This window comes from Brachymonas denitrificans, from assembly GCF_907163135.1.
Lineage (GTDB): Bacteria > Pseudomonadota > Gammaproteobacteria > Burkholderiales > Burkholderiaceae_C > Brachymonas > Brachymonas denitrificans_A.
This window is the reverse complement of the sequence record NZ_CAJQUA010000002.1, coordinates 1-24,546: the sequence shown is the minus strand read 5'-3', so window position 1 is coordinate 24,546 and position 24,546 is coordinate 1. Positions and strand designations below refer to the sequence as shown.

Sequence of the window (24,546 nt, the reverse complement as noted above, 5' to 3'; positions counted from 1 at the left end):
TGCGCTTGGGAGAATTTTAGGCGATACTGCATACAAGTGCAACTATATGCAGTGGCGCCAAAAAAGCTATGCTCTTTGCGCGACACACAATGATTCACACACTGTTAGCACAGTGTTTGACACATTGAGACGGCGTATCGGTTGCGCCTGAAAAATGGTCTTTTTTAAGGAGTCGGAAATGCAGATCGAGTCTGTTTTTTTGGGCGTGCGAGCGCCAGATGTGAAGCTCGCGGTTCGGGAGGCGCTCGACCGCGTGAAAGCGGTTGGCGCGATGGCGCTGCGGCCAGTCAAGGCGCTTGGTTCGCGCTTGAGTTCTATTGCTCGCCAGCCATGGTTTTTCCCAGTACAGGCCGCGGTGATCTTGGGGGTGCTCTGGTTGCAGCAGCATGGCTACTTGCAAGTCCCCATCACCGTGTGCGACTGGGCCAGCGTCGGCAAGTAGCTTGGTCGCCGTGAGGGCGCTGCTCCCGCAGTGCTCTCACGGCATCATCCATCCGTGCAAGCTGCCATCCGTATCCGGGTAGGGCAGACAAGCTCCGTTCTTCACCTTCCATCCCGCTGCTGTGCAGCGTGCCACCTGATCCAAGCTGCCAACCAGTGCGAGGCGGTAGGCCATTTGGCCCTGCGGCGTGTTGGCCCAGCTTGCCGCCGCAGCTTCATGTCGCGCCGCTTTGAATCCTGCGCCAAAGCCTGCTTCTTTCCCCTGAGAAAACGCGAGCCACCCCGTCACCAGAATCGTGATCGCGGCTACTCCTATGCCGATGGCCAGCGCCTTCCACTGCTGCTTCCGGGCGCTGTCTGATGCCACCTTGTTGACGGCCTCGCCTAGCTGCTCCACCAGATCGCCGTGCGCGAGTTGGGCCGCAGTGCTTGCTACCCGCTGGGCTGTCTCCTTTGCTTCCCCCACGGCTGTTCTGGCTGCTTCCTCGATGCGAGCGGGCATCGCGCTGTACAGCCCTTGGTAGTGTTCCAGCGCGACCATCAAGACCAAGATCGCATCGTTGTCGTTGACGCCCAGAACGGTTTGGACGCGGTGCAGCCGGTCTGCTTCTTCGGGCGTGGCCCTGCGCTGCCAAGCCGCCTCGAAGGCGTCAACGATTCCTAGGCGGCCGGGCGTGTTCATGGCATGACCTGCGCCAGTGTCTTGGTGGATTGATTTCTCCACCGGATCAGCTCTGCCTTGTGTCCCAGCGGCATGGCTTCGAGTGCCCCCTGAATCGTCAACCTATCTGTCGCCAGTTGATCCGCGACGCGATCCGCCAAGTCGGGGAAGTCCAGCGTTTTGCCGCCGCTCTCTTCGATCCGCTTTTTGATGTCGCTGCCGTTGTAGAGCTGGAACTTTTCAGCGGCCCCGAAGTACAGGTTGCGCAGCACATGCGCTTGGTGGTCGGCACCCACCGGCATTGCTTCCAAGAAATCCGCGAGTAGCTCCAAGCTATCCCGCTGCCTGTTGATGATCCAGAGCGTCACCAGCTTCCGGCCAAGTTCCCCCAGCGTGCTTTTGAGCGTTGCTCCGTACCGTGCCACCCCGCTGCCACTGCGAGCTGCGGTGTTCACGATGACCGGAACCCCGCGCGCTTGGTCAACGGTGTTGATGAGCTGAATCCACCCGTCCGCTTCGTCGAGGCTCAACGCGGCGCACTGGATGCGCTCACCATAGCTCTTGAACACGTCGGGGTTCGCCGTGTCCGTTTCGACCAGTAGCGGCTCGATGCCTCGTTGCAGGAATGCGTCGATGAGCGTTGCTGCCACCATGCTCTTGCCGGTTCCGCCCTTGTCCCCGGCACACAGGTACATCGTGTTCATGTCGTTCATGTCTTTGCTCCCTCTCAGATGCGTGGGCGATCAGGCCGGGTGATCGCGGCGACTGCGCTGGTGGTGTTTCCCGTCGATTGCGGTAGAGCGGCGGCGGCACGCTCCCCGATGGTCAGCGCGGGCGGCTGACTTTGCGCCGGGCTGGTCGCAGTCGGTGCTGCCGGTGTGCTGCTCTGGCTGGTGGCAGCAGATGCGGCTTTGCGCTTCGTCGAGCGCTGTTTGCTTCCGTGCTTGCTGGAGGACGCGGCACGCTGCAAGTAGCTTTTCAGTGTGGGTGCGCCAATCTGCAATTCGTCCTCGGTCAGCAGGGCGGCGATCTGTTCCAGCGTGTAGCCACGCTCACGCATTGCGGTGATCTCGGCAGTCAGCAGCTTGATGCTCTCCTGCTTGCTGATCTCCCGCTTCTTGTTTTCTACCGGTGGCATCGCCCGCAGCTTTGCGGCGATGGCTTCCACCTTTTCAATCGTTATGGCCATGCCTGCTCCTTGGTCTGAAAAATACGCTTTTATTCTGGCGTCCTTTTTCATGCCTCGCAAGCTGTAAAGCCTTTTACTGCTTTGACTTCTTCCCATAATAGAAATTATGGGAAGCGTTTAGGACTTGCAAACGCATACACAAAAACCCATACTATGTGCATCGCCGCGAGTAGCTTTTTTGCTTCCAACCGGAAAGGAAAGCTGCCCCCATCGAGATACGCACCGTGTCCAAAGCACGTAACAGGATGGCCCTTGTCGAACACATGCCGCTACCGCTCCATGTGCCCGCCAAGGGACGCCGTGTCCTCGACGCTTGCGCGTCTCGATCCGTGGCTCACCTCATCCTGCCCTGCCGGGGGCTGATGACAACGATGTAGACAAACAGACACACCCCGCCGCCCACGGGGCCAATTGAAGGAGCCAGCGAATGCCGTTTGAGGTCAAGGATGGGGAGCCGCTCACCGAGCGCATCGGTGTGCGGCTGACAGCCGCCGAGAAGGTGAGGCTGCGGGCTGATGCTGACGACGCAGGCCTGTCGGTGAGCGAGCTGGTCAGGCGCAGGTACTTCGGTCGCAAGATCGTGGCGCACGCCGACGAAAAAATGATCCGGCACCTGAACCGCATCGGCGGTCTGCTCAAGCACGTCCACACCGAGTCCGGTGGCATCTATAGCGCCGAGACGGCGCGTGCATTGCGACAGGTCTATGCGTACATCGACCAGCTCGCCAACAAGGGGGCTGACCAGTGATCCTCAAGTTGATCCCTCTCGATCTGGATAAGGCCGGTCGCAAGTCCAAGGCGACCAACATCGCTGACTTGACCGAGTACATCGCCGTGCCCGATGACGCGGCCCGCCTGACTCGCCTCGGGTATCACATCGACCAAGACGGCGTGATTCACGGCGGGGACGGTGAGCAGCCGGAGAAGGTGCTTTACCTGACGACGCGCGGGTTCAACACAAATACCTTCAAGGGGCAGCAGGCCGAGATGACCGCCCTCGCGATGGAGTGCAAGAAGTCCAAGTACCCGATCCAGCACTGGGTTGCATCGTGGCATGAGGATGAGCAGCCCACACCCGAGCAAATTGAGGAATTGCTGGATGTGTTTCTGGAACAGCTCAAGCTCCAGAAACATCAAGTCATTGCGGCGTTGCATAAGGACACCGACAACATCCACCTGCACATCTCGATCAACAAGGTCAGCCCGGAAACCTATCAGGTCGTGAAGCCTGCGAAGGGTTGGTGGAAAGAGGCGGCACAGCGCACGGTGGCCATCATTGAACATCGCCAAGGTTGGCGGCCGGAGCGACGGGCACGCTACACGGTGATGGACGATGGAACCGTTGCCCGTGTTGGCAAGTTGGATGGCGTTCCCACTGTCCCGACTCGTGCCGGTGACATGGAAAACCGGACGGGCCAAAAGAGCGCAGCGCGCATCGTCATCGAAGAAGCTGGTGAGCTGATCCGGTCGGCTGCAAGCTGGGCCGAGCTGCACCAAGGCCTCGCCGAGCGCGGAATGCGCTACGTCAAAGCCGGTGGCGGGGCGCACATCTACGTTGGCGATCAAGCCGTGAAGGCCAGTACGGCGGGCCACTGGTGCAGCTTGCCGAAGCTCACCAAGCGGCTTGGCGCTTTTGAACCTGCTGACCCTGCTGTCGTGCCTGTGGAGCGCAAGCCTGAGCCGTTGCGGCCGGACTTGCCCGGCTGGGATGACTACATCACAGCCGCGAAGCATCATCGCGCACACCTCGCGCAAAGGCTGCGCGAAGAGAAGGAGCGCTACGAGCGCGAGCTGGCCCAGTTCCGTGCCCAGAAGGCGGAGCGCAGCGCGGCCATTGCCGTCCAGAACTGGAAGGGTAAGGGCGAGCTGTTGAACGCCATGCGAAGCGTGGCAGCGGCCGAGGCCAAGCAGGTCGAGCTGGAAATCCGGGAGCGACATCGGCGCGAAGCCAAGGCGCTGCGGGATGCCCGAGAAGCATGGCCTGAATACAACGAGTGGCTGTCCAAGTGGTTCAGCCTAGAGGACGCTGGCGACTTCCGCTACCACCGGCACGAGCCGCTGCGTCTTGAAGGCGATGGCGACAACGATGCCTTGCCTCGCGATCTTCGCGCCTTCGCGGGCGAGATTGTTGGCAGCACGGTCGAGTACCGCCGCCAAGGGGCGGCGGGGGGTGTGTCTGAGGCTGTCTCATTCACTGACCACGGCCGTCGCATCGACGTTCAGGAGGCCCACGACGAGGCTGCGACCTTGGCCGCGTTGCAGCTTGGCGCTGCCAAGTGGGGGAAGGTCACAGTGTTCGGCTCGGATGAATACAAGTCAACCTGTGTTCGGCTCGCTGCGGAGCACGGCATCCGCATCGCGAACCCTGAGCTGCAAGCGCAGGTGGAAGCGGCCAAGGAAGCACGGAAGGCAGCACGGGAGGAAGCAATGCGCACGCCCCAGATGAAGCTCTTTGAGCAGTACCACGCAGCCATCGGTGCGGACAGGTACACCCTCACGTCGATCAAGATGGCTGCCGACCATCGAAAGGCCTTTGTGCTGGGTGGCAAGGACGGCGTGGAAGCAGCAGTGGTGGAGCGCCGGATGCGGGAGCTGTTGCGTTTCCACGCTCGCGGCGAGAACCTTTACTACACCCCGCGAAGCGAGCGGATGCACCATGTGCTGGTCGATGACCTGACCGATGCCAGCCTGCGCCAGATGCTCGCCGATGGCTACCGGCCTGCGGTGGTTCTGGAATCGAGTCCGGGCAAGTTGCAGGCAATCCTCAATGTGCCGAAGCTGGGCCGAACGGACGATCAGGACGTGGGCAATCGCCTCATCGTTGCCCTCAACAAGCAGTATGGCGACCCGAAGCTGCAAGCCTGCATCCACCCACATCGTGCGGCGGGGTTCGAGAACCGCAAATGGGAGCCGGGTGCGCCTGCGCCGAAGTACCAGCGGCCGGACGGAACCTTCCCGGTGGTGGAGCTGCGTCACGCCGTGGCCTGCACATGCGACAAGGCATACGCAATGAGCTGTGTCGTTGCTCGCCAGCTCGACGAGGAAGTCCGCGTGGCACAAGAGCGGAGGCCTGCCATGCCTGCTGCTGCGCGCACTGCGCCGCCTGCCAATGCCTACGAGGCGCACTACCGCGACATTGCTGCGCGACACAAGGGCGACGGGATCGACCTGTCGCGCGTGGACTCCATGATCGCCGTGCGGCTACGGGCCACCGGGCACGGTCAGGATGAGATCGCCACCGTCCTTGAGGCCTGCGCGCCGTCGATTCGCACCGCCGACGAGGGCCGGAACTGGCATGATTATGCCCAGCGGACAGCGCGCTACGCATTCGGCCCGGACGGCTCCCGGATGCTGGCCAAGATCGAGCGCTACCGGGAGGACTTCCTGCGGCTCGAAGGTCGCGATCCAGCCCTTGAAGGGCCAAGGATGGGAGCTTGATGCCGCGCGCAGAAACGCTCACACCTGCACTGCCACAAGGCTTTTCGGCCGACGAGCTTGCAGCCGCTGCCCGCTGGGTGACTGCGCGCATCCGACCTGCTGCAAGTACGCGCTGCATTGCCGCCACGCTCGAAGCCTTGCAGGCGGTCGCGCTTCGCGCTCGCCGGGGGCCTGTCTGCATTCCAGACCTGCTGCCCGGCTCCGGGCTTGAGGTGCTGCACATCCCAGCCGCCCGGTCGGGCATGGGTCAGATGGCCAGCCTGACCGGAGAGATCGACCAAGCGGCTTTGCGCGACATCGGCCGCGCGCTGCGCGCCGAGTTCATCGCCAGTGGCGCGGACATGCTTCGACTGGAAGCCGACGATGGCGCGGAGCTGATCGTTTACGCCATCGAGGTGCGAGCCATCGTGATGGCCGCCACCAACATTCAACTCATTGACGGAGACGCCTATGCCCAAGACTGACTACACCGCGTGCAGACCTGACCACCGCATGATGCGGGTCGAGATGACGCCCAAGATGCGGGAGATCGCCGAGCAGATCGCGGCCCTGCAAGCCCAGTACCGCAAGCTCGAAGAGGCCGAGCAGCGCCGCGCGCTGCACGCCTTCCTGCAAGGTGTGCGGCAGCGCGCCGAGACGCGATGCTTGAACGAGATCGCCGGTTGATGGATCGCATATAGGTATATATATACCTACACATTGCGTCCGGTGTGTCTGGGAAACTTCAAGAGCCGTTGGCTTTGCGCATCAATTTCAAGTCGTGAGCCACGGTTGGTTGCTTCACGCCTACGAGGTCGGCGATGTCGCTTTGTGTGTGGCCCTTCTCGTACAAGTCCAATTCCAAGCGACGACGCTCATCGACCGTCAACTGCGATGGATCGAAGTGGGTCATTTGGCGAAAGGCACCATTCGCGCGGACGTGGACGGAAAAAACTTCGCCGGAAGGCTTCTTGACGTGAGCTACCGCTACACCTGCCCCTCCCTTGATGATGTAGCTGTCCTTTTCAGGATCAATGTTCAGAGGAATTGCCAGCGGGGGCTGCACGACCAGATCGGTACTCTTGGGTTTCCCCATGTTCTTCTCCATTCATCGAATTAGTTGGATTGATTGAATTTAATCAATGCAACTCTATCAATGAATCAATGGGCGCGCAAGTGTCAGTTAAACGGTGGTTTGTTGGACAGTTGCCGCAAGGGGCGTTTTTGTCATTTTCAGAAGACGACTGCACCAGTTGATTGGGCGTAATGGCTGTTGTGCAGCCAGCTCCTGACAGTTCAATATCAGAAGTGATCTGCACCAATCTCGACGGCACTGTTGCAAAGTTAGCGATGAGGCAGCCTTTTGTCTTATTCAAAGGCCTTACATTTCAAAAACTCTGCTTACCAGGCGCATTTCGCCCAGGGGATCACCATAATAAAATGCTGAGGCCTGGCCTTTGCGTAGTGCACGCATCACCTCAATACCTTTGATGGTGGCGTAAGCCGTCTTCATGGATTTAAATCCCAGCGTGGCGCCGATTATCCGTTTCAGTTTGCCATGATCGCATTCAATCACGTTGTTCCGGTACTTAATCTGTCGGTGTTCAACGTCAGACGGGCACCGGCCTTCGCGTTTGAGCAGAGCAAGCGCGCGACCATAGGCGGGCGCTTTATCCGTGTTGATGAATCGCGGGATCTGCCACTTCTTCACGTTGTTGAGGATTTTACCCAGAAACCGGTATGCAGCTTTGCTGTTACGACGGGAGGAGAGATAAAAATCGACAGTGCGGCCCCGGCTGTCGACGGCCCGGTACAGATACGCCCAGCGGCCATTGACCTTCACGTAGGTTTCATCCATGTGCCACGGGCAAAGATCGGAAGGGTTACGCCAGTACCAGCGCAGCCGTTTTTCCATTTCAGGCGCATAACGCTGAACCCAGCGGTAAATCGTGGAGTGATCGACATTCACTCCGCGTTCAGCCAGCATCTCCTGCAGCTCACGGTAACTGATGCCGTATTTGCAGTACCAGCGTACGGCCCACAGAATGATGTCACGCTGAAAATGCCGGCCTTTGAATGGGTTCATGTGCAGCTCCATCAGCAAAAGGGGATGATAAGTTTATCACCACCGACTATTTGCAACAGTGCCCATAGGCTTCATCAGCGCCTGACTGGCGAGCACGATTCCGGCCCTAGCCGCAGGATCGCGCAGGACGACCTAGTTACGAACCAGGCCGAGTGTTCCTGACATCCATCGGCACCATAGTTCTGCTTATCCGGCACGCGCGCGTCAGGGGTGTGGTGAACTACAAAGCAGACCCGTTGAGGTTATCAGTTCGATGCACAATCAGCAGCGCATAAAATATGCACAAGAACAGGAGCACCCTTCGCATTAAGCTGTGGTGGTAACAAGTAGTGCCGGGCTACCATCAGCGAGCATGATGCGCTCCCACAGCATTCGCCTTGGCAGTATGGAAGTTCCTCGCTCCAGTTCGGGCCGGTATCCACCTCGAGTGACCCCAGCCGCCCCTCATGCCAACCGAGCCCATTAAGCGCAGAGTCGGCCGCAACTATCTCGGGGACGCATAAACACGCAGCGATTTACCAAGGAGTTCGGCTAGGTCAATCCGCAATTCCCTTTGCCTGGCCGGAGATGCCGCGAGCAAACAATGTGTCCGGTCGCTACCAGATGGACTTTGTGGGCGGAGGATTGCACCAGACGCTTCAGCGCAGCGTCGTACGATGAATCGGAAGGCCCGGTAAGCAATTGAAGAACCGCTGACCACCTCCCATCCGACAATGCAAGGGTGCCCCGCTCCCAGCGCGACACGGTTGCCTGATCCACACCCATTAATTCAGCTAGGTGACTTTGCTTCATATGACGAAGCAACCGCGCCCTCCGCACCTGCCGCCCCCTGTCATTCGTCAACATTCTTCAGCACCTCAATGTCGTTCGTAGTGAGCCTCATTTTTTCAAGACCGCCGATGATGAGAGCCAGGCCTCGCTCGAATGCCGCGTCCGGACCGCCTTCGTAGACGATTTTCATCGCGCTCTGTAGGCGCGCCGGCATCGTAGACGCTGAGGTGGTCAACTGATCTTCGCCCCGCTCCTCGGCGTCTGCCTCGCTAGCTTGCTGCTCAAGAACAGCGCCGACGGTGAAGTAGCTGATTGCCATCAACGCATAGGTCGCGTCACCTGCCGAAAAGCCAGCATCGCAAAGGAAGCGAAGCTGCGCGTCGGCTTTTTCCATCTGCGGCGCGGCTGGCCGCGTCCCGGCATGAATACGCGCGCCATCGCGATAAGCGAGCAACGCCCGTCGAAAACTGCATGCATTGCCCTTCAGGAACGAACGCCAGTCGTCGTCATCCCTTGGCGTCGAATGCGTGTGATTTATCGTCAGCATGGCTTCGGCAAGTGCGTCGAGCAACGCACGCTTGTTCTTGAAATGCCAGTAGAGCGCTGGCTGTTGCACCCCGAGGCGCTCAGCCAGTCGGCGCGTCGTTAGACCTTCCATGCCCACGTCGTTAAGCAGTTCGAGCGCGGTTCGGATCACGGCCTCGCGTTGGAGCTTGTTCATTCGCGAATTCTCATGTTTGACAGCTTATCATCGATAAGCTTTAATGCGGTAGTTTATCACAGTTAAATTGCTAACGCAGTCAGGCACCGTGTATGAAATCTAACAATGCGCTCATCGTCATCCTCGGCACCGTCACCCTGGATGCTGTAGGCATAGGCTTGGTTATGCCGGTACTGCCGGGCCTCTTGCGGGATATCGTCCATTCCGACAGCATCGCCAGTCACTATGGCGTGCTGCTAGCGCTATATGCGTTGATGCAATTTCTATGCGCACCCGTTCTCGGAGCACTGTCCGACCGCTTTGGCCGCCGCCCAGTCCTGCTCGCTTCGCTACTTGGAGCCACTATCGACTACGCGATCATGGCGACCACACCCGTCCTGTGGATCCTCTACGCCGGACGCATCGTGGCCGGCATCACCGGCGCCACAGGTGCGGTTGCTGGCGCCTATATCGCCGACATCACCGATGGGGAAGATCGGGCTCGCCACTTCGGGCTCATGAGCGCTTGTTTCGGCGTGGGTATGGTGGCAGGCCCCGTGGCCGGGGGACTGTTGGGCGCCATCTCCTTGCATGCACCATTCCTTGCGGCGGCGGTGCTCAACGGCCTCAACCTACTACTGGGCTGCTTCCTAATGCAGGAGTCGCATAAGGGAGAGCGTCGACCGATGCCCTTGAGAGCCTTCAACCCAGTCAGCTCCTTCCGGTGGGCGCGGGGCATGACTATCGTCGCCGCACTTATGACTGTCTTCTTTATCATGCAACTCGTAGGACAGGTGCCGGCAGCGCTCTGGGTCATTTTCGGCGAGGACCGCTTTCGCTGGAGCGCGACGATGATCGGCCTGTCGCTTGCGGTATTCGGAATCTTGCACGCCCTCGCTCAAGCCTTCGTCACTGGTCCCGCCACCAAACGTTTCGGCGAGAAGCAGGCCATTATCGCCGGCATGGCGGCCGACGCGCTGGGCTACGTCTTGCTGGCGTTCGCGACGCGAGGCTGGATGGCCTTCCCCATTATGATTCTTCTCGCTTCCGGCGGCATCGGGATGCCCGCGTTGCAGGCCATGCTGTCCAGGCAGGTAGATGACGACCATCAGGGACAGCTTCAAGGATCGCTCGCGGCTCTTACCAGCCTAACTTCGATCATTGGACCGCTGATCTTCACGGCGATTTATGCCGCCTCGGCGAGCACATGGAACGGGTTGGCATGGATTGTAGGCGCCGCCCTATACCTTGTCTGCCTCCCCGCGTTGCGTCGCGGTGCATGGAGCCGGGCCACCTCGACCTGAATGGAAGCCGGCGGCACCTCGCTAACGGATTCACCACTCCAAGAATTGGAGCCAATCAATTCTTGCGGAGAACTGTGAATGCGCAAACCAACCCTTGGCAGAACATATCCATCGCGTCCGCCATCTCCAGCAGCCGCACGCGGCGCATCTCGGGCAGCGTTGGGTCCTGGCCACGGGTGCGCATGATCGTGCTCCTGTCGTTGAGGACCCGGCTAGGCTGGCGGGGTTGCCTTACTGGTTAGCAGAATGAATCACCGATACGCGAGCGAACGTGAAGCGACTGCTGCTGCAAAACGTCTGCGACCTGAGCAACAACATGAATGGTCTTCGGTTTCCGTGTTTCGTAAAGTCTGGAAACGCGGAAGTCCCCTACGTGCTGCTGAAGTTGCCCGCAACAGAGAGTGGAACCAACCGGTGATACCACGATACTATGACTGAGAGTCAACGCCATGAGCGGCCTCATTTCTTATTCTGAGTTACAACAGTCCGCACCGCTGCCGGTAGCTATTGACTATCCGGCTGCACTAGCCCTGCGTCAGATGGCTCTGATCCAAGGCAAACTGCCAAAATATCTGCTGGCACCGGAAGTCAGCGCCCTGCACCATTATGTTCCGGATCTGCATCGCAGGATGCTGCTGGCTACCCTGTGGAACACCTACATCTGTATTAACGAAGCGCTGGCATTGACCCTGAGTGATTTTTCTCTGGTGCCGCCTTATCACTGTTGAAGGCCACCGCTCATCACGCGTTTGCTGACATTGAGCCCTGCCGGCCGATCGGCCTGAGACTCTCAGCACAGGAGACGGCGGGTGACGAGCGTATACTTTTTCGACGCTTGGTTGCGGTCGCGCTAGGCGTGCTCTTCGAGGAAAACATTACTATACATATAGCACCTTGAATGCATATTCAAGTGCGCTTATGTTAGGGATGGTTTCCCAGGATGATGGTATTGGATTAATGAGCGTTACTGAAACACTAGACAGCAAAATCAAAGCACAGGAAGAAAAGCTAAAGCAGTTAAAGGCTCAAAGACAGGCAGCACTGGCAAGAGAACGTGCTAAAGAGAAAGAACAAGCTCGAAAGGATGATACCAGACGCAAAATTTTAATTGGATCCTGTATGCTAAAGATCACTGAAGATGATGAACAAGCCAGAGCTAAATTAATTGCTCAGATGGATAAGTATTTAACAGATGAGCGTGACCGAAAGCTTTTTAATTTATAAATTTTGAGGGATAAGTAGTGGAAGATCCAACACTTAATAAGTTAATACGTAATACAGAATTATTCTTCGAACATCACTGGAATGTAGACCTATTAGGAAAGCCTCCTGAATGGTCACCAGTACATTTTAATTTTGGAAAAATTCCTAATTACGATAAACAAGGTGTATATGCGTTTGTCAAAGGGGATTTAGTGACTTATATCGGTGTTGGGACTTCTAGAGGTGCTGGCCGTTATCGTGGTAATGGCTTAAGCGCCAGGGTAATGAAATATTGCCGATGGAATGAAGATAAAACTGAATATATTGCGATAGATCCAAGACTGAAAGATGCTGGATCCATCATTACAATAGGCTTTGAGCGTGATACGGCTTATTTAGCAAATGCCCTAGAAGTTTTTCTTATCTCTAAAATCCAACCTGTCCACAATGTGGTTAAAGTTGGTATGTAATTTCGCATAAGAAATTTTATGTTAAATGATTGTTAGAAATGCCCCTTGATCGAGGCATTTTCTATAAAGAATACTAAAAACTAATTAAAGCCAACCAAGTTTCAAAACAAGGCAGTTCTCAGCAATCATATTTTTAAATTATATAACTCCCAACTGAGCTTTTGCTCCAACGATAAGGCTTTCATTTTGAGTTTCTAAGGCAAATAAACCATACATCAAAGGAGAGGCCGCTGCTCTTTCTAAAGTCTGTTCATATAGTTTATTCCAAACTTTACCCCCTAGTTTTTCATACTCGATGATTAGAGTTTTGAGGCTTTCTTCTCCAAACAAAGTTACATGCCCAGCAAAATCAATCGCTGGGTCATCTATATGGGCTGTTGACCAATCAATAACGCCTGAAACAGCTCCATCCTTTGAAGCTAGTACATGCCCAGCATATAAATCGCCATGTATAAATTGGGTGAAATCTGCCCATAGAACATCATTATCCAACCATTTTCTGTAGCGGGTTTCCAATTGCTCACTTATACCAATTTCAGATTTTACTAACTGCAAATTGTTTGCTATTTCAGGTCTTAAATCTGAAGGTTTCATAATTTTCAAATCATTTTCCCGAACTTCTTTTTCAGGAATACTATGGATTTCAAATAAGGTTTTTGCCAAAGATGTTATGTATTTCGGGCTATCTTTGTCCATATTCCAAATTATTTCATAGGTTTCAGCATCCAAATTTAAAACAGGATTATCTTTAAGTATGGGATAAGCCACTAATTCTGTAGATGAAATTCTCCAATCAGGAACCTCTACAGAAAGATGTTTTTTTACCAATTCTAAAATGCGTTTTTCTTTCTTGATTTGTTCCCTCATGCCATCACGACGAGGAATACGCAGCAACCATTGTTGCCCCTTTGTATCAAGAGCAAAAACGACCTTAAAATCAATGCCCATTTCATTGAAATTCATTTTGTCCGTAAGCAACAAGCCGTGTGCTTCAGCAAGTGATTGAATATCTTGAATTGTCATTTTTAATTTCCTTTAAAGAGTTCAATAATTAATGTTCGGATTAGATTGGCTATCATTAACAATCTCTCTCAAAAGTCTTGATGATTTTGTGGTCTTTGATCTCGTAGATAATGTCAGCAATATTATCGACCAATTGCTTGTCATGAGATACGAAGATAATAGTTCCTGCATAGGACTTCATCATTGTTTCTAATGCGGCAATACTTTTTAGGTCAAGATAGTTTCCTGGTTCATCCATAAGCAAAATATTATATTTTCCTAAAAGCATTTTGGATAAAAGCAGTTTGATGATTTCACCTCCCGATAAGTCGGATAAGTTTTTTTGAATATCATTCGCTCCGATCCCCATTGAAGCCAATACTGCACGAATTTCCGCAACTGTGTACTCGCACTCTTCCTGCATAAAGGAGAGCACAGATTTATGCGTGTTAAATTTATATCCTGTTTGTGTAAAGTAGCCAATTTCAGCTTTTGGAGATATGGTTAATCCATCAGCACGTTCTGATATCATTTTTAACAAGGACGTTTTCCCTGTTCCATTCGATCCAGTTATAGCGACTTTAGCGCCAAGCGGTATTATAAAGTTAGCGTCATCAAAGATAGTACGGCTACCAAATTTTAAGCTCAGACCATCTGCCGTAATCGGGAACTTATTGTGCAGTTCTAGGGCTGAACTTTGACGAAAACGAATAGAACGCAAATGCTCTGGTGCTTGAATATCTTCTAATGCAGCCAAACGCTTTTCCATACTCTTAGCTGCCTGATACAGTTTTCTTTGCTTGGTGCCAGTCATTTTTGCATGCCCAAGTCGTCCAGCACTTTCGGTAGAGTTTTTGGATTTTTCTCCTTTTTTCTTATTGTCTAATCGATTAGCTTGCTGGCGTTTTTCTTGCACAGCAGATTCTAATCGCTCCCGTTCCTTCATCATCAGCTCATATTCTACGGCTTGGTGTTGTCGCTCTTCTTCTTTTTGACGCAAGTAATCCGAGTAACCACCCCAATATTCCGTAATTTTACCGTCTTTTAACTCCCATATCTTGTCTACAACCATATCAAGAAAATATCGGTCATGACTGATAACAAGTAATGCTCCATCAAATGCTTTAAGTTGACCAATAAGTAGATCTATTCCATTGAGATCAAGGTGGCTGGTTGGTTCATCCGCTAGAATGCCATGTACTTGTTGGGAAAATGCGGCAGCAATTTTTGCACGAGTTTCCTCTCCGCCACTCATTGTGTCGTTTTGTACATTGGAAACACCAAGGCGAGATAACATTGCCCGGTCTTCGACCGTTTCTATTTCGATTCCGCCCAGTTGGCTGATATGTGCAAAATCACCAAAACGCTGTAATGTCGCTTCGGCTAAAACAATTTCGCCATTAAGTACTTTGAGTAAACTACTCTTTCCTGCTCCGTTATCACCCACAAGACCAATACGGTCATAAGAGTGAATTTCCAATTCATCAATATCCAAAACATCACGCCCAGCATAATCCAAGCGTATGTTTCTCGCTTTAATAATTAAACTCATTTTTATTTACTCCTGTTTAGCTCTTGAAATTTTTTATGCAGCAAACAGGATTTAGGTGAAAACAAAAGCTAGCATCACAGTGTCCTCCCAAAAAAAAAGCTATTCATCCACAGGGTGGACAAATAGCTAGTCAATTAAGTTATAACTGGAAACTATGCACTAAAAGCATACTTATAAATTAAGCATACTTTTACTTTATATATCCGCATATATTCTTAAAGACACAACAAAAGCCCACCATTATAAAATAGTGTCACTATGCAAATAGTTGTGTCTTAACGAATGCGGATAGAATGCATAAACTTACCTAAAAAATAAAATTCAGTTTTATGATAACTTTACTGTTAAAAGAAGTCTAGACAACCTTGTTTTATGCTTGGATATAAGGCTTATTTTAGGCACTGTTGCAAAGTTAGCGATGAGGCAGCCTTTTGTCTTATTCAAAGGCCTTACATTTCAAAAACTCTGCTTACCAGGCGCATTTCGCCCAGGGGATCACCATAATAAAATGCTGAGGCCTGGCCTTTGCGTAGTGCACGCATCACCTCAATACCTTTGATGGTGGCGTAAGCCGTCTTCATGGATTTAAATCCCAGCGTGGCGCCGATTATCCGTTTCAGTTTGCCATGATCGCATTCAATCACGTTGTTCCGGTACTTAATCTGTCGGTGTTCAACGTCAGACGGGCACCGGCCTTCGCGTTTGAGCAGAGCAAGCGCGCGACCATAGGCGGGCGCTTTATCCGTGTTGATGAATCGCGGGATCTGCCACTTCTTCACGTTGTTGAGGATTTTACCCAGAAACCGGTATGCAGCTTTGCTGTTACGACGGGAGGAGAGATAAAAATCGACAGTGCGGCCCCGGCTGTCGACGGCCCGGTACAGATACGCCCAGCGGCCATTGACCTTCACGTAGGTTTCATCCATGTGCCACGGGCAAAGATCGGAAGGGTTACGCCAGTACCAGCGCAGCCGTTTTTCCATTTCAGGCGCATAACGCTGAACCCAGCGGTAAATCGTGGAGTGATCGACATTCACTCCGCGTTCAGCCAGCATCTCCTGCAGCTCACGGTAACTGATGCCGTATTTGCAGTACCAGCGTACGGCCCACAGAATGATGTCACGCTGAAAATGCCGGCCTTTGAATGGGTTCATGTGCAGCTCCATCAGCAAAAGGGGATGATAAGTTTATCACCACCGACTATTTGCAACAGTGCCCCGTAGAACAAGCAGGCATCACGAAGCCCGCCACACCGCACACCCTCCGCCACTCGTTCGCGACGGCCTTGCTCCGCAGCGGTTACGACATTCGAACCGTGCAGGATCTGCTCGGCCATTCCGACGTCTCTACGACGATGATTTACACGCATGTGCTGAAAGTTGGCGGTGCCGGAGTGCGCTCACCGCTTGATGCGCTGCCGCCCCTCACTAGTGAGAGGTAGGGCAGCGCAAGTCAATCCTGGCGGATTCACTACCCCTGCGCGAAGGCCATCGGTGCCGCATCGAACGGCCGGTTGCGGAAAGTCCTCCCTGCGTCCGCTGATGGCCGGCAGCAGCCCGTCGTTGCCTGATGGATCCAACCCCTCCGCTGCTATAGTGCAGTCGGCTTCTGACGTTCAGTGCAGCCGTCTTCTGAAAACGACATTTGAACCGGGAACCTTCCCTTTTTGGCTAGGCGTGAAACAATGGTCATTTTCCCTATACCCAAAATGACCAGGAGGCCCGCATGAAAGTCGCACGCATCTACCTGCGCGTGAGCTGTCATTTTCAGAAGACGACTGCACGGAATATCAGGAGTCGGCTGCACTGGTGGATTGCAGCGCGGTGTACAGGGCCGTCTTGCTCACCTTGAGCCGTGTAGCGGCCTCTCGGACATTAAGCCCGTTGGCGATGTGCTCCCGCGCTCGCTGCAACTTGTCGGCGGTGACAACCGGCTTTCGCCCGCCCTTCCTCCCACGAGCGGCGGCGGCAGTCAACCCGGCCTTGGTGCGCTCGCGGATCAAGTCGCGCTCGAACTGGCCCAGCGCGCCGAACACGTGGAAGATGAGCCGCCCGCCTGGCGTGGTGGTGTCGATGGCTTCCGTCAGAGAACGGAAGCCGACGCCTCGCGCTTCCAGCGCGCCTATCGTTTCGATTAGGTGCGGCATAGAGCGCCCGAGCCGATCCAGCCGCCAGACGGCCAGCACGTCGCCGTCGCGCAGGTAGGCCAGCGCATCAGCCAAGCCGGGGCGGTCGGCCTTGGCCCCGGAAGCCGTGTCCTCGAAAACGCGCTCGCAGCCTGCCTTGCGTAGCGCATCCGTCTGCAAGGCGGTGTCCTGTTCCGCCGTCGATACCCGCGCATAGCCGATCAGTGCCATTTGCCGCCTCTCTTGTCCGTCATTCCGTCCGCCTATCTTAATGTCCGACAACCCGTTGTGCAATAACTTTGCTGGACAGTGTCCGGCATGGCCGACTAATGATCGTTTGACGGACATTGACGGTAAGGCATTTTTGCATTACTATGTGAAGCATCAACCTTGATTGCGAGGGCAAACCACCATGACCACATTGACCGTTACCGCACGGGGACAAGTGACGTTTCGGAAGGACGTACTGCAACACCTCGGCATCAGGCCAGGCGACAAGATCGAGCTGGACTTGTTGCCAGACGGTCGGGGCGTGCTCAAGGCGGCACGGCCCGCAGGGACGATAGCCAGCTTTGTCGGCCTGCTCGCGGGCAAGACGCAGAAGGTTGCCACCATCGAAGAAATCAACGAGGCGGCGGCGCAAGGCTGGGCAGGTAAGCAATGAAGGTCGCAGTCGATACCAACGTCCTTGTGCGTGCGGTTGTGCGTGACGATCCCGCACAAGCGGACGTTGCCGCCGCAGTCTTGACCGACGCCGAGTTGATCGCGGTCGCGCTGCCGTGCCTATGCGAATTTGTTTGGGTGCTGCTGCGTGTCTACGGCTTCCAGCAAGCCGACGCGGCCAGCGCGATCCGGGCACTACTGGCCGCCGCGAATGTGGAAGTGAACCGGCCTGCCGTGGAGGCTGGCTTGCTGGTGCTCGACGCGGGCGGAGACTTTGCCGATGGCGTCATTGCCTACGAAGGCAACTGGCTTGGCGGGGAAACCTTCGTTTCCTTCGATAAGAAGGCGGTGGCACTTCTCACGGCGCAAGGGCAATCAACGCGCCTTTTGTGACGGACATGAGCATGAACGAATTCCGCCGACTGGCCGCGAAGATCGACCAACACATGCAGCAGCTTGCCGCCCAGGGTGTCAGCGAGGCCCATGCCATCATCAATCGCATGATGGGGTACGGGCCTGACCTGCACAGGATTTGGGTCGGCACATCCGATCAGCAGCTCATGGCGCTGTCCCGCGAGTTCCCAGGGTTCTACCGCTACGCCCGCATCATGGAAGAGGCATCCGAAGCCGAGCGCCGCAAGGCTTCGCGGCCCTATGACGGCATGGCCGAGTTCTCCGAACAGCACAAGCAAATGGGCGCGCAACTGCTGACCACGGCGGCCACGCTTGAGCGTGGCTACCAGGCGTTTCGTGCGAGCGGCAGTCTCCAAGACTTCCGGCCTCAGCTCGACGAGCTGGGCCGCCTGCATCGGCAATGGCTGTCCGACCTGGAAGCCTTCAAAGACTCGCTGCGCACGCAGGGCGCAGAACCCAAGGTGCTGGAATACGTGAACGAGGCTTTCGGCCGCCTGGCCGAGCGCATCAAGCAGCTTGCCGGTTGATCGCCGGAATTTTCGGCGGTTCCGGCTTTGTCGCGCCGTGCACAAGAGTTCTGAGCAATTCCGATCTCTCGCGGCGCTTCGTGCATAGAACTTCTGACCGTTCCCGGTCAGAAGTTCTATGCACACACGGCGGCCAGCCCAGTGAACTGGTGCAGTCGCCTTCTGAAAACGACAGTTTTTGCCTGTCCAAAGTGCCGCCCGGCTGTTAAAATTGCCGTCAACTTATCAACGTCCAGCAAACACACCTTTGCTGGACATTTTTTGTGCCTTGAGGGCGGGGACGGCCAATGGAGCAGCGCATCGGATACGCGCGCGTTTCAACAAGCGATCAGAACCCGGACTTGCAGAGGGATGCTCTCAGGCAAGCTGGGTGCGACGACGTGTACGAGGAAACGGCCAGCGGCAAGAGCGCTGACCGGCCTCAGCTCGCCGAGTGCCTGCGGCGCTTGCGGCGTGGCGACACCTTGGTGGTCTGGAAGCTCGACCGGCTGGGACGGTCTCTCTCCGACCTTGTGCAGATCGCCGACAGGCTGCGTGCTGCCGGTGTGTACATCGAGCTGTTGCAGCCGCGAGTCGTGTTCGACGACTCGACGATGGGCAAGGCCATGTACGCCATGTTCGGCATGTTTGCCGAGATGGAGCGTGACCTGATCCGCGAGCGCACACGTGCAGGCCTTGCCGCAGCCCGAGCCAGAGGCCGCGCCGGCGGGAGGAAGCCAAAGCTCACCGAGGCCCAGATCAAAGAGATCAACGAGATGGTGGACGCGCAGAAGCTCCCCATCGGTCGAATCGCCGAGCTGTACGGTGTCTCGCGAACCACAATTTACAAGGTAGCTCCTATTGGGCGGCCCGAGCCGAAGCGGCAGAACTGAAAACAGAAGGACAACAATGGACACCAATACCAAGAAGGGCTACGACCTCATCAATCGCCGCCGCAAGCAGTGGGTCAACGAGGAAGAAGTACGCCACGCATGGATGAAGGGGCTTGAAGAGGCCTTGCAGATCGACTTGGACGCGGAGAGAGCCAAGCGCGACTCCAGCTACAACAACGTCGTCATCGAGTTCAAAGGCCCCGGCCTCTTCAAGGGGAGTGAGACAAGTCCGAAGTTCATCGAGGCGACCGATGGTCGTCTCTTGAAATACATCCCCCGCTTGGCTGCCGAGCAAGGGCTGGATGAGAAGGACTACATCGGTATTGCCATCGACGGCGATCATGTGGGCTTTGCTCAAGTCCAAGACGGCAAGATCGTTCACCAGCCACTGATGCCGTTCTCGACCATTGCCTTCCAGATGGTGGTCGATGCGCTGAGAGCAAATTTCCGGCGAGCCATCACATCAGAGAACCTAGCCGAGGACTTTGGGCATCTATCCGAGACAGGCCGCGAGTTTATGCAGGAACTGTCCAATGCTCTTGCTGACGCTCTTGGGCAGCCCGGCAACCGCAAAATCAAGATGCTCTTCGAGGAATGGGCAACCTTGTATGGGCAGGCTGCTGACCTCAGCATTCAACAGCGCAAGAAGATCAATGGGTCATTGGGATTTGACTTCGCAGGCCCGGCCGCCATTGACTTGCCCGCCAAGCTTTTCGTTACCCACACCTTTCATTCCCTGCTGATGAAGCTGATCGCGGCCGAGATCGTGGCTGCACATGGCATGGCGTCAAGCACTTCCCTGATCCATGAGCTACTGGCTCTCGGATCGGACGAAGCTCTGATTGAGGCCCTACGCTCGGATGTCGAGAACGGCGGGTTCTTCAACGCAGTCGGCTTGCATGGCTTCGTCGAAGAAGCCATCTTTAGTTGGTATCTGGATGCCACAACTAAGAAGGCGATCCGCACGTCGATGTGCTTGGCGATTCGCACCTTGCTAGCTCAGCTTTCGGTCTATCGCTTCGATACCATCAAGAAGACCGGGCGCTCGCGCGATGTTTTGCGTGACTTCTATCAGGACTTGGTGCCGGAGGAATTGCGCAAGAGCCTTGGCGAGTTCTACACGCCGGACTGGTTGGTCGAGCACTCTGTGGCCAAGCTCGGCTACAAGCGAGACAAGTGGCTTGCTGCTCGGCTACTTGACCCGACATGCGGGTCGGGTTCGTTCTTGCTGGAGGCTATTGAGCAGAAGCGCCGAGCAGCGCTGACGGCGGGATGGACTGCTGAGCAGACCGTGGACATGCTGACCACGACGGTCTGGGGCTTCGACCTCAACCCACTTGCTGTGCAATCCTCTCGCGTCAACTTCCTGATCGCTATCGCAGACCTGTTGCAGCAGTGCAAGGGTAAAGACGTTGAGATTCCCGTTCTCTTGGCTGATGCGGTGTACTCCCCTGCCCCCCACCCTGACGGCGATCAAAAGGTGGTTGAGTACAGCATTGGCAGTCAGCAAGCAAATCTGCAAGTTGTTCTACCTGCCGACTTGGCGCGTGATCGCGTGTTGCTCGACAAAGTATTCCAGCTCATGGGAGAAGAGGTTGAAAACGACACTGAATTCCCGCCCGTCTCTAAGGCGCTGGTGAAAGCCAAGATACTGAGCAAGGCGCAGGCCGATGAGTGGAATGACCACCTCAAGACGACCTATGACCAAGTGCTCGCACTGCATCGGCAGAACTGGAACGGCATTTGGTTCAGGATTGTGCGCAACTTCTTTTGGTCAGCTACTGCCGGACAGTTTGATGCCATTGTTGGTAATCCGCCTTGGGTACGATGGTCGAATCTCCCAGAGGCATACCGGAACCGAGCTAAGCCCACCTGCGAAAAGTACGCCATCTTCTCGGACACCAAGTTCCACGGTGGTAACGAATTAGACATTTCCGCCATCATCACCTACACGACGGCTGACAAGTGGCTGGTCGAAGATGGACGGTTGGTGTTTGTCATCACGCAGACGGTGTTCCAGTCGCCTTCGTCGCAAGGCTTCCGGCGCTTCCGCATCAATGCAACCGACCGCTTGGTGCCTATCTCCATCGATGACATGAAGGAGCTAAAGCCGTTTCCAGACGCGGCCAATAAAACGGCTGTCGCCATGTTCACGAAGAAGGTAGGGGGCACGACCCGCTATCCGTTGGACTACCGGGTCTGGCTTGGCAAGCCCAAGACCGACAACGCAGGCAATCCGAAGAAGGGACGCGGCGGTCAAGTGGCTCGCTTGAAGGCAATCGACCCACGTCTACATCGTGCAGAGGTGGCTGATCTTGTGGATGTGATCCAGATGGAAGCCAATCCCGTCTCGCAGACTATGGAGGGGGCTCCTTGGGCCATCATGAAGCCGGGGCACTTCGCCGCATGTCAGCCGATGTTTGGCCCCTCTACTTGGGTCAACGGCCGTAAGGGCATCACGACTGACCTGAATGGCGTCTATTTTGTGGATGTCATTGACTCGAACCCTGCAACAAAGACGGTCAAGGTGCGAACTCGGCCACATGAAGGCAAAACCGACTTGGGGCAGCCGCGCGAATTCTGGGTTGAGGCTGAGAGCTTGTTTCCCCTGGCAAAGGGCGCAGGCGACCTCCATCCATGCTATTTCCTGCCGGAGAACACGCTCTATGCGTTCGTGCCTAATAAGGGCATTGACCGGGCATCATTGGACAGCGCTGCGGCGCGCTACAGCAGTCACACGAATCCCAAGACATTCAAGTTTTTCAAAGCCTACAAGCCATTTTTGGAGTCGCGTTCCACCTTCAAGACGCGCATGAAGGGTGCTCCCTTCTTCGCAATCTACAACGTGGGCGACTACACCTTCGCACCCTACAAGGTCATTTGGGCCGAGATGACGGGCGATTTTTCTGCGGCCGTCGTGGCGTCTGGGTCTGTGCCGGGCTACGGGTCGCGTGTTTATGTCCCTGACCACAAGCTCTACTTTGCGGACTTCGATCAACCGGAGCCAGCCTTTTATTTGTGCGGATTGCTTCACTCGGAGATCGTCAAGGAGATGATCGAGGCGCACAACGTGGCAACCAATATGGGCGACATCTTCAAGCATGTGAGTCTGCCTGAGTATGACGCCAGTTTGGCCGAGCACAAGGCGCTTGCTGAGCTGGTGAAGCAGGCCCATCAAGAGCATGACTCTAAGAAGCGGGCCAATATCGTCGCCAAGGTCAGGGCTGCTGCTGCTGAGATCATTGAAGCTGAAATCGCACTTCGCCAGTAATGAGTTCGATGACGGAAAACCAATAGCAGGTGCAGCCGATAGTCCTGTAGCGCGTCGCCATGCATCGCAACTGTAGAAATCAGGGAGGAATATGAGCGATCAATACACCTACGCGAGATTTTGGCGCTGCGCGCTACAGGTCAATCCTGTCGGCTACAACGGCACCTACAGGGGCGCCGATCACGGGCTGGATGAAGACGGCTACAACCAAGCGCTGCTTCAAAAGTGCCTTGAGCTGGGCATCAAGGTTGTCGGTTTGGCTGACCACGGTAGCGTGGCCAGCGTCGATGCTCTGCGTCAGGTGCTACAGCCGCACGGGATCGTGGTGTTTCCCGGCTTCGAGATCGCCTCGAACGACAAGACGCATTACGTTTGTCTCTTCCCCGAGGACACCACGGTGCAGCAGCTTGATCGCTACCTTGGCAACCTCAAGCTGCACGACCCAGCGGATGGCATTCGGCCTTCTCGGCTGAGTTCGGAAGAGCTGATCGAAGAGGTCGATCTACTGGGCGGGTTCATCTACGCTGCACATTGCACGCAGGAAAGCGGGCTGCTGAAAAACCGCCTGAACCACGTCTGGAAGCATCCCAAGCTGCGCGCGGCCCAGATTCCGGGGTCGATAGACGACCTGACGAGCATCGAGGGGGACTTCTATCGCAAGGTGTTCTTGAACAAGGACGACGGCTACCGGCGTGAGCGTCCTGTGGCAGCGATCAATGCCAAGGATGTTGCCAAGCCTGATGACTTGGATCAGCCGAGCGCAACGTGCTTCATCAAGATGACACGGCCCACTTTCGCAGCGTTCAAGGTGGCCTTCCTTGATCCGGGATCGCGAGTCCGGCTCAACTCGCAGCAGGCCCAAAGCCCAATTGGTAAGGTGGTCCGCATGACGGTGGCCGGTGGCTACCTTGATGGCGTCCGGGTGGATTTTTCAGACCATCTCAACACGGTGATCGGCGGCCGTGGAACGGGTAAGTCAACCTTGCTCGAATGCCTGCGCTTCGCCTTGGACTTGCCACCCAAAGGCAAGCAGGCGCAGAAGCTCCACCAAGAGATCATCAAGGAAAACCTTGGTCGCTCGGCCGGTCGGGTTGAGCTGACAGTGGTGTCCTCTGCCCAGAACGGCAAGCAGTACACCATTTCGCGCCGTCATGGCGAGCCGCCGATGGTGCGTGACATGGATGGCAACGTCTCGACCCTGCTCCCGCGCGACTTGCTGCCGGGCATCGACATTTATGGGCAGAACGAGATTTACGAGCTGGCCCAAGATGAAACCAGCCGGGTGCAGTTGCTGGATCGCTTCCTTCCTCAAGACGGAGAGTACGAGTCCAAGAGCGCCGACGTGCATAGGCGCTTGAAAGACAACCAGCAGAAGCTCACGAAGTCCCTGACCGATCTCGACGAGCTGAATGCACAGGTTGAGCGTTTGCCCAAGCTGGAAGAGCAGCTTCGCGGTTTTGATGAGCTGGGGATCAAGGAGAAGCTGGCCAAGACCTCATTGCTCGCGCGCGAGCGAGAGATTGCCAAGACCGCGACCGAGGGCGTACAGAGCTTTCGCGACGCGCTTACAGACCTGCGTGACAGCTTGCCTGACCTTGACTTCATCAACGATGAGGCGCTTGAGGGCTTGCCTGATGCTGCCCAGTTGCTCGCCATGCGCACGACGCTGGATGGACTCAAGCAGGGGTTCACCGGCCATCTGACCGCGATGCAGACCTTGCTTGATGACAAGGCGGGACAGTTCACCACCCAGCATGACGCATGGCAGCAGGCGATTCAGGCGCACGATGTCGAGTTGGAGAAGGCGCTGCGCACGTTACCCGCCACTGCTGGAAAGAGCGGGCAGGAGGTCGGTGTTGCCTATCAGAAGTTGATGGG

27 protein-coding genes and 1 pseudogene are annotated in these 24,546 nt (G+C 55.7%); 16 read left to right on the top strand and 12 right to left on the bottom strand.

Annotated features, from left to right (window positions below; translation table 11 throughout):
* The first annotated feature begins 178 nt into the window (after nt 1-178).
* Nucleotides 179-442, top strand: a complete 264-nt coding sequence (locus KKQ75_RS12865) for a hypothetical protein (RefSeq protein WP_213362845.1) — start codon at nt 179-181, stop codon at nt 440-442.
* 36 nt (nt 443-478) lie between these two features.
* On the opposite strand, the gene KKQ75_RS12860 is transcribed toward KKQ75_RS12865, so the two are convergent.
* From KKQ75_RS12860 to KKQ75_RS12850, 3 genes are read right to left on the bottom strand one after another with little or no spacing between them, the layout of a single operon-like run.
* Entirely contained in the window at nt 479-1,123 is a 645-nt protein-coding gene (locus tag KKQ75_RS12860) for a hypothetical protein (protein ID WP_250131145.1), read from the bottom strand.
* Nucleotides 1,120-1,815 (bottom strand): protein mobD, encoded by a 696-nt coding sequence (locus KKQ75_RS12855; RefSeq protein ID WP_213362844.1) that lies wholly within the window; start codon nt 1,813-1,815, stop codon nt 1,120-1,122. Before KKQ75_RS12855 ends, KKQ75_RS12860 begins: the two co-directional genes overlap by 4 nt.
* 14 nt (nt 1,816-1,829) lie before the next feature.
* The gene (locus tag KKQ75_RS12850; RefSeq protein WP_250131144.1) at nt 1,830-2,342 is read right to left on the bottom strand and encodes a hypothetical protein; all 513 of its coding nucleotides are present in this window, start codon (nt 2,340-2,342) and stop codon (nt 1,830-1,832) included.
* Nucleotides 2,343-2,718: 376 nt separating this feature from the next.
* Between KKQ75_RS12850 and KKQ75_RS12845 the strand changes: the two genes are divergently transcribed.
* Genes KKQ75_RS12845 through KKQ75_RS12830 form a run of 4 tightly spaced genes read left to right on the top strand, consistent with a single transcriptional unit; the run spans nt 2,719 to nt 6,395 of the window.
* Nucleotides 2,719-3,039 (top strand): plasmid mobilization protein, encoded by a 321-nt coding sequence (locus tag KKQ75_RS12845; RefSeq protein WP_213362843.1) that lies wholly within the window; start codon nt 2,719-2,721, stop codon nt 3,037-3,039.
* Nucleotides 3,036-5,729, top strand: a complete 2,694-nt coding sequence (gene traI, locus KKQ75_RS12840; RefSeq protein WP_213362842.1) for a TraI/MobA(P) family conjugative relaxase — start codon at nt 3,036-3,038, stop codon at nt 5,727-5,729. The genes KKQ75_RS12845 and traI overlap by 4 nt, the downstream gene beginning before the upstream one ends.
* Nucleotides 5,729-6,193 carry a hypothetical protein gene (locus KKQ75_RS12835; protein WP_213362841.1) on the top strand — a complete coding sequence of 155 codons (465 nt, stop codon included), beginning with the start codon at nt 5,729-5,731 and terminating at the stop codon, nt 6,191-6,193. The genes traI and KKQ75_RS12835 overlap by 1 nt, the downstream gene beginning before the upstream one ends.
* The gene (locus KKQ75_RS12830; RefSeq protein ID WP_110612458.1) at nt 6,180-6,395 is read left to right on the top strand and encodes a hypothetical protein; all 216 of its coding nucleotides are present in this window, start codon (nt 6,180-6,182) and stop codon (nt 6,393-6,395) included. The genes KKQ75_RS12835 and KKQ75_RS12830 overlap by 14 nt, the downstream gene beginning before the upstream one ends.
* Nucleotides 6,396-6,453: 58 nt before the next feature.
* On the opposite strand, the gene KKQ75_RS12825 is transcribed toward KKQ75_RS12830, so the two are convergent.
* The 4 genes from KKQ75_RS12825 to tetR(C) form a co-directional block, all read right to left on the bottom strand.
* A complete protein-coding gene (locus KKQ75_RS12825) occupies nt 6,454-6,804 on the bottom strand; it encodes a helix-turn-helix domain-containing protein (RefSeq protein WP_089418479.1) in 351 nt (116 codons plus the stop codon).
* Between the two features lie 285 nt (nt 6,805-7,089).
* Nucleotides 7,090-7,794, bottom strand: a complete 705-nt coding sequence (locus KKQ75_RS12815) for an IS6-like element IS26 family transposase (RefSeq protein ID WP_001067855.1) — start codon at nt 7,792-7,794, stop codon at nt 7,090-7,092.
* A gap of 531 nt (nt 7,795-8,325) precedes the next feature.
* Entirely contained in the window at nt 8,326-8,640 is a 315-nt protein-coding gene (locus KKQ75_RS13190) for a helix-turn-helix domain-containing protein (RefSeq protein WP_061342203.1), read from the bottom strand.
* Entirely contained in the window at nt 8,627-9,286 is a 660-nt protein-coding gene (tetR(C), locus tag KKQ75_RS12805; RefSeq protein WP_001038045.1) for a tetracycline resistance transcriptional repressor TetR(C), read from the bottom strand. The genes KKQ75_RS13190 and tetR(C) overlap by 14 nt, the downstream gene beginning before the upstream one ends.
* A 92-nt stretch (nt 9,287-9,378) precedes the next feature.
* Here tetR(C) and tet(C) point away from each other — a divergent pair, with 92 nt between their 5' ends.
* Entirely contained in the window at nt 9,379-10,569 is a 1,191-nt protein-coding gene (gene tet(C) / locus KKQ75_RS12800; protein WP_000841446.1) for a tetracycline efflux MFS transporter Tet(C), read from the top strand.
* A 55-nt stretch (nt 10,570-10,624) separates the two neighbouring features.
* Here tet(C) and KKQ75_RS13160 read toward each other — a convergent pair whose 3' ends face one another.
* A complete protein-coding gene (locus KKQ75_RS13160) occupies nt 10,625-10,753 on the bottom strand; it encodes a type VI secretion protein (protein ID WP_001260374.1) in 129 nt (42 codons plus the stop codon).
* 265 nt (nt 10,754-11,018) lie between these two features.
* Between KKQ75_RS13160 and KKQ75_RS12785 the strand changes: the two genes are divergently transcribed.
* The 3 genes from KKQ75_RS12785 (at nt 11,019) to KKQ75_RS12775 (ending at nt 12,242) form a co-directional block, all read left to right on the top strand.
* Nucleotides 11,019-11,297, top strand: a complete 279-nt coding sequence (locus KKQ75_RS12785; RefSeq protein WP_000015696.1) for a tyrosine-type recombinase/integrase — start codon at nt 11,019-11,021, stop codon at nt 11,295-11,297.
* A 166-nt stretch (nt 11,298-11,463) separates the two neighbouring features.
* On the top strand, nt 11,464-11,793 hold the full coding sequence (locus KKQ75_RS12780) for a mobilization protein (RefSeq protein ID WP_250131143.1): 330 nt from the start codon (nt 11,464-11,466) through the stop codon (nt 11,791-11,793).
* 17 nt (nt 11,794-11,810) lie between these two features.
* A complete protein-coding gene (locus KKQ75_RS12775; protein ID WP_039090891.1) occupies nt 11,811-12,242 on the top strand; it encodes a hypothetical protein in 432 nt (143 codons plus the stop codon).
* A 138-nt stretch (nt 12,243-12,380) separates the two neighbouring features.
* Here KKQ75_RS12775 and KKQ75_RS12770 read toward each other — a convergent pair whose 3' ends face one another.
* The 3 genes from KKQ75_RS12770 to KKQ75_RS12760 all read right to left on the bottom strand — a co-directional run bounded on the left by KKQ75_RS12770 (nt 12,381) and on the right by KKQ75_RS12760 (nt 15,950).
* A complete protein-coding gene (locus KKQ75_RS12770; RefSeq protein ID WP_000155092.1) occupies nt 12,381-13,265 on the bottom strand; it encodes an Mph(E) family macrolide 2'-phosphotransferase in 885 nt (294 codons plus the stop codon).
* 55 nt (nt 13,266-13,320) lie between these two features.
* The gene (gene msr(E) / locus KKQ75_RS12765; protein ID WP_000052512.1) at nt 13,321-14,796 is read right to left on the bottom strand and encodes an ABC-F type ribosomal protection protein Msr(E); all 1,476 of its coding nucleotides are present in this window, start codon (nt 14,794-14,796) and stop codon (nt 13,321-13,323) included.
* 449 nt (nt 14,797-15,245) lie between these two features.
* A complete protein-coding gene (locus tag KKQ75_RS12760; protein WP_001067855.1) occupies nt 15,246-15,950 on the bottom strand; it encodes an IS6-like element IS26 family transposase in 705 nt (234 codons plus the stop codon).
* 65 nt (nt 15,951-16,015) lie between these two features.
* Here KKQ75_RS12760 and KKQ75_RS12755 point away from each other — a divergent pair.
* Nucleotides 16,016-16,237: pseudogene (locus KKQ75_RS12755) on the top strand (tyrosine-type recombinase/integrase); the annotation flags it as partial.
* A 348-nt stretch (nt 16,238-16,585) separates the two neighbouring features.
* Here KKQ75_RS12755 and KKQ75_RS12750 read toward each other — a convergent pair.
* Nucleotides 16,586-17,152, bottom strand: coding sequence for a recombinase family protein (locus KKQ75_RS12750; RefSeq protein ID WP_003159185.1), 567 nt, complete (start codon nt 17,150-17,152; stop codon nt 16,586-16,588).
* A 181-nt stretch (nt 17,153-17,333) separates the two neighbouring features.
* On the opposite strand from KKQ75_RS12750, the gene KKQ75_RS12745 reads away from it, so the two are divergent.
* From KKQ75_RS12745 to KKQ75_RS12720, 6 genes are all read left to right on the top strand, one after another.
* Entirely contained in the window at nt 17,334-17,585 is a 252-nt protein-coding gene (locus KKQ75_RS12745; protein WP_003108276.1) for an AbrB/MazE/SpoVT family DNA-binding domain-containing protein, read from the top strand.
* A complete protein-coding gene (locus KKQ75_RS12740; RefSeq protein WP_003159186.1) occupies nt 17,582-17,977 on the top strand; it encodes a type II toxin-antitoxin system VapC family toxin in 396 nt (131 codons plus the stop codon). Before KKQ75_RS12745 ends, KKQ75_RS12740 begins: the two co-directional genes overlap by 4 nt.
* A gap of 11 nt (nt 17,978-17,988) precedes the next feature.
* Nucleotides 17,989-18,525 (top strand): hypothetical protein, encoded by a 537-nt coding sequence (locus tag KKQ75_RS12735; RefSeq protein WP_003159187.1) that lies wholly within the window; start codon nt 17,989-17,991, stop codon nt 18,523-18,525.
* A gap of 287 nt (nt 18,526-18,812) precedes the next feature.
* The gene (locus KKQ75_RS12730; RefSeq protein WP_110612457.1) at nt 18,813-19,397 is read left to right on the top strand and encodes a recombinase family protein; all 585 of its coding nucleotides are present in this window, start codon (nt 18,813-18,815) and stop codon (nt 19,395-19,397) included.
* A 16-nt stretch (nt 19,398-19,413) separates the two neighbouring features.
* Nucleotides 19,414-22,668, top strand: coding sequence for an Eco57I restriction-modification methylase domain-containing protein (locus KKQ75_RS12725; RefSeq protein WP_213362840.1), 3,255 nt, complete (start codon nt 19,414-19,416; stop codon nt 22,666-22,668).
* A 91-nt stretch (nt 22,669-22,759) separates the two neighbouring features.
* Nucleotides 22,760-24,546, top strand: a 1,787-nt coding sequence (locus KKQ75_RS12720; RefSeq protein WP_213362839.1) for an AAA family ATPase, incomplete at its 3' end; no start/stop codon positions are given.